11 protein-coding genes are annotated in these 13,337 nt (G+C 62.9%); 9 read left to right on the top strand and 2 right to left on the bottom strand.

Annotated features, from left to right (window positions below):
- Nucleotides 1-59: 59 nt before the first annotated feature.
- The gene (locus tag AB4N98_RS06715) at nucleotides 60-1,547 is read right to left on the bottom strand and encodes a gamma-aminobutyraldehyde dehydrogenase (RefSeq protein ID WP_080598170.1); all 1,488 of its coding nucleotides are present in this window, start codon (nucleotides 1,545-1,547) and stop codon (nucleotides 60-62) included.
- Between the two features lie 103 nt (nucleotides 1,548-1,650).
- Entirely contained in the window at nucleotides 1,651-2,562 is a 912-nt protein-coding gene (locus AB4N98_RS06710) for a LysR family transcriptional regulator (protein ID WP_460149324.1), read from the bottom strand.
- Nucleotides 2,563-2,729: 167 nt separating this feature from the next.
- Here AB4N98_RS06710 and AB4N98_RS06705 point away from each other — a divergent pair, with 167 nt between their 5' ends.
- From AB4N98_RS06705 to prfB, 9 genes are all read left to right on the top strand, one after another.
- A complete protein-coding gene (locus tag AB4N98_RS06705; RefSeq protein ID WP_017529748.1) occupies nucleotides 2,730-3,440 on the top strand; it encodes a tellurite resistance TerB family protein in 711 nt (236 codons plus the stop codon).
- 149 nt (nucleotides 3,441-3,589) lie between these two features.
- Entirely contained in the window at nucleotides 3,590-5,212 is a 1,623-nt protein-coding gene (locus AB4N98_RS06700; RefSeq protein ID WP_460149323.1) for a methyl-accepting chemotaxis protein, read from the top strand.
- Nucleotides 5,212-5,724, top strand: coding sequence for a chemotaxis protein CheW (locus tag AB4N98_RS06695; protein WP_017529746.1), 513 nt, complete (start codon nucleotides 5,212-5,214; stop codon nucleotides 5,722-5,724). Before AB4N98_RS06700 ends, AB4N98_RS06695 begins: the two co-directional genes overlap by 1 nt.
- Nucleotides 5,721-6,974 carry a CheR family methyltransferase gene (locus AB4N98_RS06690; RefSeq protein WP_065877181.1) on the top strand — a complete coding sequence of 418 codons (1,254 nt, stop codon included), beginning with the start codon at nucleotides 5,721-5,723 and terminating at the stop codon, nucleotides 6,972-6,974. Before AB4N98_RS06695 ends, AB4N98_RS06690 begins: the two co-directional genes overlap by 4 nt.
- Nucleotides 6,971-7,669, top strand: a complete 699-nt coding sequence (locus tag AB4N98_RS06685; RefSeq protein WP_137219934.1) for a chemotaxis protein CheW — start codon at nucleotides 6,971-6,973, stop codon at nucleotides 7,667-7,669. The genes AB4N98_RS06690 and AB4N98_RS06685 overlap by 4 nt, the downstream gene beginning before the upstream one ends.
- Complete coding sequence (locus AB4N98_RS06680) at nucleotides 7,666-9,936, top strand: response regulator (protein ID WP_460149322.1); 2,271 nt, start codon at nucleotides 7,666-7,668, stop codon at nucleotides 9,934-9,936. The genes AB4N98_RS06685 and AB4N98_RS06680 overlap by 4 nt, the downstream gene beginning before the upstream one ends.
- Complete coding sequence (cheB, locus tag AB4N98_RS06675) at nucleotides 9,933-10,943, top strand: chemotaxis response regulator protein-glutamate methylesterase (protein WP_017529742.1); 1,011 nt, start codon at nucleotides 9,933-9,935, stop codon at nucleotides 10,941-10,943. The genes AB4N98_RS06680 and cheB overlap by 4 nt, the downstream gene beginning before the upstream one ends.
- A gap of 51 nt (nucleotides 10,944-10,994) precedes the next feature.
- A complete protein-coding gene (locus AB4N98_RS06670) occupies nucleotides 10,995-11,996 on the top strand; it encodes a diguanylate cyclase (protein ID WP_017529741.1) in 1,002 nt (333 codons plus the stop codon).
- Nucleotides 11,997-12,180: 184 nt separating this feature from the next.
- Nucleotides 12,181-13,276, top strand: a protein-coding gene (gene prfB, locus AB4N98_RS06665) for a peptide chain release factor 2 (RefSeq protein ID WP_100226016.1) whose coding sequence is annotated in 2 segments (ribosomal slippage) — nucleotides 12,181-12,252 and nucleotides 12,254-13,276 — 1,095 coding nt in all. Because the reading frame shifts where the segments join, the coding sequence is not laid out codon by codon here.
- The last annotated feature ends 61 nt before the right edge of the window (nucleotides 13,277-13,337 follow it).

The raw sequence follows: 13,337 nt of genomic DNA, 5'->3' as shown, positions 1-13,337 counted from the left end.
TCTTTAATTATGGTCGGGGCAGTGTTTTGAACCGGTGACGCATGAGCGTAGTTGTTGTTTTAAAGATGCTGGCCGTGGCGAGCCATGATGTGGCGCACCACGCTGTAGTCCTGTAGCGAATCGCTGGACAGATCCTTGCCATACCCCGAGCGCTTCAAGCCGCCGTGGGGCATCTCGCTGACCAGCATGAAATGGCTGTTGATCCAGGTGCAGCCGTATTGCAGACGCGCCGCCACTTGCATGGCCTTGTCCAGGTTTTGCGTCCACACCGACGAGGCCAGGCCGTATTCGGACTCGTTGGCCCAGTCCACCGCGTGTTCCAGCTCGTCAAACCGCGTCACGGTGACCACCGGGCCGAACACTTCGCGCTGCACGATTTCATCATTCTGTTTACAGCCGGCGAGCAAGGTCGGCTGGTAATAAAAGCCCGCCCCGGAATGCACGGCGGCACCGGTGACGCGTTCGATATGCGGCTGGCCGAGGGCGCGTTCGACAAAACTGGCCACGCGGTCGCGCTGGCGCGTGCTGATCAGCGGGCCCAGTTCATTGTCGGCATCGCGCTTGCCGGCAAAACGCAGGCTGCTGACCGCTGCGCCCAGTTCGGCGACCAAGGTGTCGTGGATACCGGCCTGGGCGTAAATACGGCACGCGGCGGTGCAATCCTGGCCAGCGTTGTAATAACCGTAAGCGCGCACGCCCTCGACCACGGCTTGCAGGTCGGCGTCGTTGCACACAATGACCGGGGCCTTGCCGCCCAGTTCCAAATGGGTGCGCTTGAGGGTCTTGGCGGCGGCCTGGAGGATCTTTTGCCCGGTGACGATATCGCCGGTCAGCGAGACCATGCGTACTTTCGGGTGACTGACCAAGTGGCTGCCGACGCCTTCCCCGCCGCCACACAGGATGTTGATCACCCCGCGTGGTAACAAATCCTTCAGGGCCGGCGCCAGGGCGAGGATCGACAACGGCGTGTGCTCCGACGGCTTGAACACTAAGGTGTTGCCGGCGGCCAGTGCCGGGGCGATTTTCCAGGCGGCCATCATCAACGGGTAATTCCATGGGGCGATGGACGCCACCACGCCAATCGGGTCGCGCCGCACCATGCTGGTGTAGCCCGGCAGGTATTCGCCGCTGAGCTGGCCGGTTTGGCAACGTACGGCACCGGCGAAGAAGCGGAACACGTCGACGGTGGCACTCAAGTCATCCTGGCGCGCCAGGTGCAGCGGCTTGCCGCAGTTCAGGGATTCCAGGCGGGCCAGGTAGTCGGCTTGTTTTTCGATGGCATCGGCGATGCCGAGCAGGATGTTGGAGCGTTGCTGCGGCGTGGTGCGCGACCAACCGGCAAATGCACGGTGGGCGGCCAGGATGGCGCTTTCGACTTGCTCGGGGCTGGCTTCGGCGATCTGGGTGAGCACTTCGCCGGTGGCCGGGTTGAGGATCGGCTCGACAAACCCTTGGCCAGGGACCAGTTCGCCGTCGATCAGCAACGCAGTGAGCAGCGGAGTGGGCGCGCCGGACATTTTTCGTGATCTCTTTTCTTGTGCGGTCATGGGCGTTCTCTTACAAGGCGCCTGACCTTCTCTTAGGGGATCAACAGAGACTAGAGGCCAGGCACGAGCTCAACAAATACTAAATACTGAATGCAGCATTCGATTAAATAGATGACTTGCGTGGGTGTGGCTGCTCCCGGGCCACGGTAAGGAATGGGTCGACCAGCGCGGGCCTTGCCGTGCCACGGCGCCAGGCCAGGCCTACGTCGAGGGTCTGGCTGAGGTCGGCAATGGGCCGCGCTTCAATGATGTCGCCCTCCAGTGACCAGGGCCGGTAGGTCATGTCGGGCTGGATCGACACGCCCAGGCCTGCGGCAACCAGGCTACGCACGGCTTCCGTCGATGCCGTGCGCAATGTGACGCGCGGTTGCAACCCTGCGCTGGTCCACAGGCGCTGGGCGTTGTGGCCCATTTCGTCGACGTTCAGTTGGATCAGCGGCTCGCGCGCCACATCGGCGAGGTTGATGCTGTCGTGCTCCAGCAGCGGATGTTGCGCCGGCAGCCACAGGCGATGGGGCGAATGGGTCAGCACTTCGGTCTGCAACGCATGGCGGTCTTCCAGGTTGGAGAGGATCAGCACGCCCACGTCGATCTCGCCGCTGACCAGCAAATGCTCGATATACGGGCGCTCGTCTTCCATCACGCGGAGTTCCACATTGGGGTAGGCACGCTGGAAACGGGTGAGCAGGTCCGCCAGGTAATAGCCGGCGACCAGGCTGGTCACGCCGATGATCAGCTGCCCAGCCACCTGGTCGGTGCTCTGTTGCAGGCTGCGCTTGGCGTTGTCGACGGTGGCGAGGATCAGGTGCGCCTGGCGCAGGAACTGGTGGCCCTGGTGGGTCAGCGTCATGCCCTTGGCGTGGCGGTTGAACAGGTTGACGCCGATTTCCTGCTCCAATTGCTGGATCGCCAGGGTCAGGGTCGATTGGGAGATGAACGCGGTTTGCGCGGCGGCGGAGATCGAACCGGTCTCGGCCACGGCAATGAAGTGCCGGATTTGACGCAGGGTCATCATGCTGGAATTACCGGTGGGGTGTTTTTATAGATTTGATCGAGTGTATATCGATTTTAGCGAACGGCACCGGCGTTACATCTGGAAGCACTCTAGATCGGGGTTTTTTGGCACTTAGTTTTACGCTGGTGGCCTATTGGTCCTATGAACCCAAGTGTCTGGAGGCTTTTATGAACACCCGTGGATTGCTCGATCAGTTGCTCAAATCGGGCCAGGACATGTTGCAAAACAAAGCTGGCGGCCAACGTAAGCAGGACGATAAAGGCGCATTGGGCGGTTTGCTCGGCAGCGGTGGGCTGGGCAGCCTGCTCGGCGGCGCGGGTGGCGGTGCCTTGGCGGCCGGCGCCATGGGCCTGTTGCTGGGCAACAAAAAGGCGCGCAAATTCGGCGGCAAGGCCCTCACTTATGGCGGGCTGGCGGCGCTGGGCGTGATCGCCTACAAGGCCTACGGCAACTGGCAGGCCAATCAGGCCGGCGCCCCTCGGGGCGAACCGCAAACCATTGACCGCCTGCCACCGGCCCAGGTCGAGCAACACAGCCAGGGCATCCTCAAGGCGCTGGTGGCCGCGGCAAAAGCCGACGGGCATGTGGACGAGCGCGAGCGCGCACTGATCGAGGGTGAATTCACCAAACTGGACAATGACCGCGAACTGCAAAGCTGGCTGCACGCCGAACTGAACAAACCGCTGGACCCGGCCGACGTGGCGCGAGCGGCCGGCACCCCGGAAATGGCCGCCGAGATGTATATCGCCAGCGTGATGTTGGTGGACGAAGAAAACTTCATGGAAAAGGCCTATCTGGACGAATTGGCGCGTCAACTCAAGCTTGAACCAGGTTTGAAACTGGAGCTGGAAAAGCAAGTGCGCCAAGCCACCCTCTGAGCCTTTGCGCTTATATCAGGCACCCCGTCTGGTGCAATACCCCGGGGTGTTTTTGCAATTTGCGAGCGCTGCATCCAAACCCATTGATTTATGAGGGCTTGCGCTCGGCTATACTGCCCTCCATTTGAATGGCCCTCCGAGGAATTACTGTGAAGAATTGGACCTTGCGCCAACGCATCTTGGCAAGCTTTGCGGTCATTATCGCCATCATGCTGCTCATGGTTGTGGTCTCGTATTCGCGGTTGATGAAGATCGAATCCAGCGAAGTCGCGGTGCGCGACGATGCGGTGCCGGGGGTGTACCTCAGTTCGATGATCCGCAGCGCGTGGGTCGACAGTTACCTGCATACCCTGGAACTTCTGGGCCTGCGCGAAGATAAAAAGCTCAGCGATGCCGACAAGGCCGAGTTCATAAGCTTCGAAACGCGCATGCTGCAGCAGATGGCGCTCTACGAGAAAACCATCGCCGCCGGTGACGACCGTTCCGAGTTCGACAAATTCGAAACCTTGCACCAGCTCTACAACAAGAGCCTGGCCACCGTGAAAGAAAGCTTGCAGCGCGGTGACGTCGCGGCCGCGCGCAAAGAGTTCGACACGCAACTGACTCCGGCCTGGACCGCAGGCCGGATGAAGCTCAACGACATCATTACCGAAAACAAGAATGTCGCCGACCGTGCGACCAACGCCATTGATGATGCGGTGTCCGCCGCGAAAATCAGCATGTTCCTGTCGCTGCTCGTGGCCCTCTTCGCCGCCGGCCTGTGCGGCCTGCTGCTGATGCGCGCAATCATGGCGCCGATGCAGCGTATCGTCGAAATCCTTGAGGTCATGCGGACCGGTGACCTGAGCAAGCGCCTGAACCTTGAGCGCAAGGACGAATTCGGCGCCGTGGAAACCGGCTTCAACGACATGATGACCGAACTGACGGCCCTGGTGTCCCAGGCCCAGCGCTCGTCGGTACAGGTGACCACCTCGGTGACAGAGATTGCCGCCACCTCCAAGCAGCAGCAGGCCACGGCCACTGAAACCGCTGCCACCACCACCGAAATCGGCGCCACCTCGCGGGAAATCGCCGCCACGTCCAAAGACTTGGTCCGCACCATGACCGAAGTGTCCACCGCCGCCGACCAGGCTTCGGTGGCCGCCGGTTCCGGCCAGCAGGGCCTGGCCCGCATGGAAGAGACCATGCACTCGGTGATGGGCGCCGCCGACTTGGTGAACGCCAAGCTGGCGATCCTCAACGAGAAGGCCGGCAACATCAACCAAGTGGTGGTGACCATCGTCAAGGTGGCCGACCAGACCAACCTGTTGTCGCTCAACGCGGCCATCGAGGCCGAGAAGGCCGGTGAATATGGACGCGGTTTTGCCGTGGTCGCCACTGAAGTGCGCCGCCTGGCCGACCAGACCGCCGTGGCCACCTACGACATCGAGCAGATGGTGCGCGAGATCCAGTCGGCGGTCTCCGCCGGGGTGATGGGCATGGACAAGTTTTCCGAGGAAGTGCGTCGTGGCATGTTCGAAGTGCAGCAGGTGGGCGAGCAACTCTCGCAGATCATCCACCAGGTGCAGGCGCTGGCGCCGCGCGTGTTGATGGTCAACGAAGGCATGCAGGCCCAGGCCACCGGTGCCGAGCAGATCAACCACGCGTTGGTGCAACTGGGCGATGCCAGCAGCCAGACGGTGGAGTCCCTGCGCCAGGCCAGTTTTGCGATTGATGAGCTGAGCCAGGTTGCGGTGGGCCTGCGCGGCGGCGTTTCGCGTTTCAAAGTCTGATGAGCGACCTCGCGGCTAAACGCGGCGCCGTCCTGGCAGCGAAAAAGGCGTTGTTCCTGGTGTTTCACATCGGCAGTGAACGGTATGCCCTCAAGGCCACCGAAGTGGCCGAAGTGCTGCCACGCCTGCCGCTTAAGCCGATCGCCCATGCACCGCTGTGGGTCTCGGGCATCTTTGCCCATCGCGGCGCGCTGGTGCCGGTGATCGACCTCAGCGCATTGACCTTCGGCACCCCGGCCCAGGCCCGCACCAGCACGCGGCTGGTGCTGGTCAATTACCAGCCGCACCCGTGGATAGAAGCGCGCTGGCTGGGGCTGATCCTGGAGCAGGCCACCGACACCCTGCGTTGCGACCCGGCGCAGTTCCAGCCCTACGGCCTGGACAACCGCCAGGCGCCGTACCTGGGGCCCGTGCGCGAAGACGCGCAGGGCCTGATGCAGTGGATCAGCGTGAATGACCTGCTCACCGATGAAGTGCGCGCCTTGTTGTTTTCTGCCGAGCTGAGCCTATGAGCCACGACCCACGCTTCTTTGTCTTCTTGAAAGAACGTATCGGCCTGGACGTCGCATCGGTCGGCGAAGCGATCATTGAGCGCGCGGTGCGCCAACGCAGCCAGGCGGTGCAGGCGCAAACCGCAGGCGAGTACTGGCAGCACCTGCAAAGCAGCGAAGATGAACAGCAAGCGCTGATCGAAGCGGTGATCGTCCCCGAAACCTGGTTTTTCCGTTACCCCGAGTCCTTTGCAACCCTGGCCCGACTGGCCAAGGCGCGCCTGCTGGAGATCAAGCAGATGCGCGCGCTGCGCATCCTCAGCCTGCCGTGTTCGACCGGCGAAGAACCCTATTCGATCGCCATGGCCTTGCTCGATGCGGGCCTGGCGCCGCACCAGTTCAAGGTGCAGGGAATGGACGTCAGCCCGCTGTCGGTGGAGCGCGCGCGACGGGGTGTGTACGGCAAGAACTCCTTTCGCGGTGGCGACTTGGCGTTTCGCGAGCGCCATTTTGTGGAGTGCGGCGACGGTTATCACATCGCCGACCGCGTGCGCGAACAGGTGCGCTTGCAAGTCGGCAACCTGCTCGACCCGGCGCTGCTGGCCCATGAGGCGAGTTATGACTTCGTGTTTTGCCGCAACCTGCTGATCTATTTCGACCAGCCGACCCAGCAGCAAGTGTTCGATGTGCTCAAGGGCCTGACCCACGTGGACGGGGTGCTGTTTATCGGCCCGGCCGAGGGCAGCCTGCTGGGGCGCCATGGCATGCGCTCGATTGGCGTGCCGCAGTCATTCGCGTTCAGCCGGCATGCGGAGCCGGTGGCGCCTGCGCCAACCTTTGTGCCCATGCCCCTGCCGCCGCGCAGTGCGGCACCCATCCCCGTCAAGCCGCGACCGTTCAGCACCGCCAGCGCGCACGTCGTGCCGATCAAGCCGGCGCTCGCCGATGCAAGCACCTTGCTCAGCCGTATCGCCACCCTGGCCAATGAGGGCAAAAGTGCCGAGGCGCGGGCCGCGTGCGATCAGTATTTGAGCAGCCACCCGCCGGCCGCCCAGGTGTTTTACTGGCTGGGGCTGCTCAGCGATGTGGACGGCAGCGCCCTGCAAGCCCAGGGGTATTATCGAAAAGCCTTGTACCTGGAACCCCAGCATCCGCAGGCCTTGATGCACCTGGCCGCGTTGCTTGAGTCCCAGGGCGACAGCGCGGGGGCGCGCCGTTTGCAGGCGCGGGCCGCCCGTAGCGAGCGAGCTGACAGTGAGTCCAAACGATGAGTAGCCCTGACGCGCTCGACACCGCCGGCCTCGACCTGACGCTGGCCGATACCCAAGCCATCGACGATTGCTGGAACCGCATCGGTATTCACGGCGACAAGTCGTGCCCGCTGCTGGTGGATCACATCCATTGTCGCAATTGCTCGGTTTACTCGGCGGCCGCTACGCGCTTGCTGGACCGTTATGCCTTGCAGCAGGATGACCGCCGCCCGACGGCCGCCAAGGTCGACGAAGAGATCGTGACCCGCTCCTTGCTGATGTTTCGCCTCGGCGAAGAATGGCTGGGGATTGCCACCCGCTGCCTGGTGGAAGTGGCACCGTTGCAACCGATCCACTCGCTGCCGCACCAGCGTTCGCGCGCGCTGCTCGGCGTGGCCAATGTGCGTGGCGCGCTGGTGGCGTGCCTGTCGCTGGTGGAACTGCTGGGCCTGGACACCACCGGCAACGGCACCGGCGGTGGGCGAGTCATGCCGCGCATGTTGATCATCGCCGCGCAGGATGGGCCGGTGGTGGTGCCGGTGGATGAAGTGGACGGCATCCACGCTATCGACGAGCGCACCCTGGACGCCGCGTCGGCCTCGGGCGCCCAGGCCAGCGCACGCTTTACCCAGGGGGTATTGCAGTGGAAGGGCCGCAGCCTGCGTTGGCTGGACGAGGCGCAATTGTTGTCCGCCGTGACTCGGAGCCTCACATGACCCCCGACCAGATGCGCGATGCCTCGCTGCTGGAACTGTTCAGCCTGGAAGCCGATGCGCAGACCCAGGTGCTGAGCGCGGGGCTGCTGGCCCTGGAACGTAACCCGACCCAGGCCGACCAGCTCGAGGCCTGCATGCGTGCGGCGCACTCGCTCAAGGGCGCGGCGCGCATTGTCGGCATAGACGCCGGGGTGAGCGTGTCGCATGTGATGGAGGACTGCCTGGTCAGTGCCCAGGAAGGCCGCCTGTACCTGCAACCCGAACATATCGACGCCTTGCTGCAAGGCACCGACCTGCTGATGCGCATAGCCACGCCGGGCAACAGCCTGGGCCCGGCGGATATCGACGCTTATGTGGTGCTGATGGAGCGCCTGCTCGACCCCTCGCAGCCGACCGCCAAAGTCGCGCCGCCGCCCGCCGTACCCGCCCCCGTCGTTGAAGCGCTGGCGCCGGACCCGGAGCCTGCGCCGCCGGTCGTCGGCGACACGCCACGCCAGAACAAACACATGACCGAAGGCGGCGAGCGCGTATTGCGTGTGACCGCCGAGCGCTTGAACAGCCTGTTGGACTTGTCCAGCAAGTCGTTGGTGGAAACCCAGCGCCTCAAGCCCTACCTGGCCGGCATGCAGCGCCTCAAGCGCATTCAAAGCCAGAGCGTGCGCGCCCTCGACGTCCTGGACGGCCAGCTCAAGCCGCTGGCCCTGAACCTTGAAGCCCAGGAAGCCCTGGCCGATACCCGCCGCTTGCTGAACGAAGCCCAGGCCTTGCTGGCGGAAAAAGTCGCCGAACTGGATGAGTTCGGCTGGCAGGCCGGGCAGCGTGCCCAGGTGCTCTACGACACCGCACTGGCGTGCCGCATGCGCCCGTTTGCCGATGTGCTGGCCGGGCAAACGCGCATGGTGCGGGACCTGGGCCGCAGCCTGGGCAAGCAGGTGCGCCTGGAGATCGAAGGCGAAAAAACCCAGGTCGACCGCGACGTGCTGGAAAAGCTCGAAGCGCCACTCACCCATTTGCTCCGCAATGCCGTCGACCACGGCATCGAAACCCCTGAACAGCGCCTGCTGGCGGGTAAATCGGCCGAAGGGCTGATCCGCCTGCGCGCGTCCCACCAGGCCGGGTTGCTGGTGCTGGAACTGAGCGACGATGGCAATGGTGTCGACCTGGAGCGCCTGCGCGGCAGCATTGTGGATCGCCACCTTTCGACCCTGGAAACGGCGCTGAACCTGAGCGAAGAGGAACTGCTGACGTTCCTGTTCCTGCCGGGCTTCAGCCTGCGCGACAAGGTCACCGAAGTGTCCGGGCGCGGCGTCGGGCTGGACGCGGTGCAGCATATGGTGCGCCAGTTACGCGGCGCGGTGGTGCTGGAGCAGACGGCGGGGCAGGGCAGCCGGTTCCATCTGGAGGTGCCGCTGACCTTGTCGGTGGTGCGCAGCCTGGTGGTGGAAGTCGGCGAAGAAGCCTACGCGTTTCCATTGGCGCACATCGAGCGCATGTGCGACCTGGCCCCCGAAGACATCGTGCAACTGGAAGGCCGCCAGCATTTCTGGCACGAAGGCCGGCATGTCGGCCTGGTCGCCGCCAGCCAGTTGTTACAGCGCCCGCCGGGGCAGAACAATGATCAAACCTTGAAGGTGGTGGTGATACGCGAGCGCGATGCGGTGTACGGTATCGCCGTGGAGCGTTTTGTCGGCGAACGCACCCTGGTGGTGTTGCCGTTGGATGCGCGTTTGGGCAAGGTCCAGGATATTTCCGCCGGTGCCTTGCTGGACGACGGCTCGGTGGTGCTGATCGTCGATGTGGAAGACATGCTGCGTTCGGTGGACAAATTGCTCAACACCGGTCGCCTGGAACGTATCGCCCGGCGCAGCCAGCAGGCCACCGAGGCGCCGCGCAAACGCGTGCTGGTGGTGGACGACTCGCTCACCGTGCGGGAGTTGCAACGTAAATTGCTGCTTAATCGTGGTTACGAAGTGGCTGTGGCGGTCGACGGTATGGACGGTTGGAACGCCTTGCGCTCCGAAGACTTCGACCTTTTGATCACTGACATTGATATGCCTCGCATGGACGGTATTGAATTGGTCACACTCTTGCGCCGTGATACTCGCCTGCAATCATTGCCGGTGATGGTGGTGTCGTACAAAGACCGAGAAGAAGATCGTCGCCGTGGCCTGGACGCCGGCGCCGATTACTACCTGGCCAAGGCCAGTTTCCACGATGACGCGCTGCTCGATGCCGTGGTCGAGTTGATCGGAGGCGCGCGGGCATGAAGATCGCGATCGTCAATGACATGCCCCTGGCGGTAGAGGCGTTGCGCCGTGCCTTGAGCTTCGAACCCGCGCACCAACTGGTGTGGGTGGCCGCCAATGGCCTGGAAGCGGTGCGGTGCTGCGCCGAGCTGACGCCGGACCTGATCCTGATGGACCTGATCATGCCGGTGATGGACGGGGTGGAGGCCACGCGACAGATCATGGCCGAGACGCCGTGCGCGATCCTGCTGGTGACCGTCGACCGCCAGGCCAATATGGGCCGGGTCTTCGAAGCCATGGGGCATGGCGCCCTGGACGTGGTGGACACCCCGGCGCTGGGCGTGGGCAACCCCAAGGATGCGGCGGCGCCGTTACTGCGCAAAATCCTCAATATCGGCTGGTTGATCGGCCAGCGTGGCAGTCGCGTACGGGCCGAAACCACGCCGGCGCGCCATACCGGCAAACGCCAGAGCCTGGTGGCTATCGGCTCCTCGGCCGGTGGCCCCGCAGCCCTGGAGATCCTGCTCAAGGGCTTGCCCCGCGACTTTTGCGCCGCCATTGTGCTGGTGCAACACGTGGATCAGGTGTTCGCCGCCGGCATGGCTGAGTGGCTGAGCAGTGCCTCCGGGTTGCCGGTGCGCCTGGCCCGTGAAGGCGAACCGCCGCAAGGCGGGGTAGTGCTGCTGGCGGGTACCAACCACCATATTCGGTTACTCAAAAACGGAACGCTGGCCTACACCGCCGAGCCGGTGAATGAGATTTACCGGCCGTCGATCGACGTTTTTTTCGAAAGCGTGGCCAGCTACTGGAGTGGCGATGCGGTCGGCGTACTGCTGACCGGCATGGGCCGCGACGGTGCTCAAGGCCTCAAGTTGATGCGGGAACAAGGATATTTGACCATCGCCCAGGATCAGCAAAGCTGCGCGGTGTATGGCATGCCCAAAGCGGCGGCGGCAATTGATGCTGCTGTTGAAATTCGCCCACTGGATAGAATTGCGCCCCGGTTGCTGGAGGTCTTTGCACAATGAGCAGGGTCTTTGGCAGCGCTGGCTTGCAGGCAGTAATTCAGGTGACTGCACATGAATGATTTACAGATCGATGGCATCAAGACTGACGAAAACGCCGCCATGGTATTGCTGGTCGACGACCAGGCCATGATCGGCGAAGCCGTGCGACGCGGCCTGGCCCATGAAGAGAATATTGATTTCCACTTCTGCGCCGACCCGCACCAGGCGATTGCCCAGGCCATTCGCATCAAACCGACGGTTATCCTGCAGGACCTGGTCATGCCAGGCCTCGACGGCCTGACCCTGGTGCGTGAATACCGCAACCACCCGGCCACGCAGAACATCCCGATCATCGTGCTTTCCACCAAGGAAGACCCGTTGATCAAGAGCGCGGCGTTTTCGGCCGGGGCCAACGATTACCTGGTCAAACTGCCGGACAACATCGAACTGGTGGCACGTATCCGCTATCACTCGCGCTCCTATATGACCCTGTTGCAGCGCGATGCGGCTTATCGTGCGCTGCGGGTCAGCCAGCAACAGCTGCTGGACACCAACCTTGTGCTGCAACGGCTGATGAACTCCGATGGCCTGACGGGGCTGTCGAACCGTCGCCACTTCGACGAATACCTGGAACTGGAGTGGCGCCGCGCCATGCGTGACCAGACCCAGCTATCGCTGCTGATGATCGACGTGGACTTCTTCAAGACCTACAACGACAGCTTCGGCCACGTCGAGGGCGATGAAGCGCTGCGCAAAGTCGCCGACACCATCCGTGGAGCAAGCAGTCGCCCCTCGGACCTGCCGGCGCGCTATGGCGGCGAAGAGTTTGCCCTGGTGTTGCCGAACACCTCGCCGGGTGGGGCGCGTCTGGTGGCCGAGAAGCTGCGCATGGCCGTGGCCGCGCTGAAGATCCCGCACATAGCCCCGGTTGAAGGCTCGAGCCTGACCGTCAGTATCGGGCTGTCGACGATGACACCGGTGCAGGGCACCGATTGCCGAAAATTGATCATGGCGGCGGACAAGGGCTTGTATACCGCCAAGCACAACGGGCGCAATCTGGTCGGCATCGAGTAATTCGAGGCGGGCACAGCTTCATCAACTGACAGGCCCTCATCGGGAGCAAGCCCCCACATGTGATCGCGGTTATTCGGTGAATCGTGTGTAAACACTGGCCTTTTCGCCAAGCGGGCTGCCGCTCCCGCCCGTTTGCCGTTATACTCGCCGGCTTTCAAAAGTTCGCCAACGAGTGCTGCCCGCCATGGAAATCAACCCGATCCTTAACACCATCAAGGACCTGTCCGAGCGCTCCGAAACTATTCGGGGGTATCTTTGACTACGATCAAAAGCATGAGCGTCTGACCGAAGTCAATCGCGAGCTTGAAGATCCGAGTGTCTGGAACAAACCTGAATACGCCCAGGAACTGGGCCGCGAGCGCGCTGCGCTGGCGCAGATCGTCGATACCCTCGACGAGCTGAACACCGGTCTGGCCGATTGCCGTGACCTGCTGGACATGGCCGTCGAAGAAGACGACGAAGGCGCAGTGGGCGATGTCGTCGCCGAGCTGGCCCGTCTCGAGGAAAACCTCGCCAAGCTCGAATTCCGCCGCATGTTCAGCCACGAAATGGACCCGAACAACGCCTACCTGGACATCCAGGCCGGTTCCGGCGGCACCGAAGCCCAGGACTGGGCCAACATCCTGCTGCGCATGTACCTGCGCTGGGCCGACAAGCGCGGTTTCGACGCGACCATCATGGAACTGTCGGCCGGCGAAGTCGCGGGTATCAAAGGCGCTACCGTGCACATCAAGGGTGAATACGCCTTTGGCTGGTTGCGTACCGAGATCGGCGTACACCGTCTGGTGCGCAAGAGCCCGTTCGACTCCGGCAACCGCCGCCACACCTCGTTCTCGGCCGTGTTCGTTTCGCCAGAGATCGACGACAAAGTCGAAATCGAGATCAACCCGGCCGACCTGCGTATCGACACCTACCGCTCCTCCGGTGCCGGTGGCCAGCACGTAAACACCACCGACTCGGCCGTACGTATTACCCACGTACCGACCAACACCGTGGTCAGTTGCCAGAACGAGCGCTCCCAGCACGCGAACAAGGACACCGCCATGAAAATGCTGCGGGCCAAGTTGTACGAGCAGGAAATGCAGAAGCGCAACGCCGCTTCCCAGGCGCTGGAAGACACCAAGTCGGACATCGGCTGGGGTCACCAGATCCGTTCTTATGTGCTCGACGCGTCGCGGATCAAGGATCTGCGTACCAACATCGAACGCAGCGACTGCGACAAGGTGCTCGACGGCGATATCGACGAATACCTGGAAGCCAGCTTGAAATCAGGGCTGTAAACCGTCAGCCAAGACCCAAGTCCCCCGCCACCAGTGGGGGCAACGAACCTGTAATGGAATT

This window comes from Pseudomonas sp. S3_E10, assembly GCF_054667615.1.
This window is presented reverse-complemented; position numbering and strand designations above follow the sequence as displayed.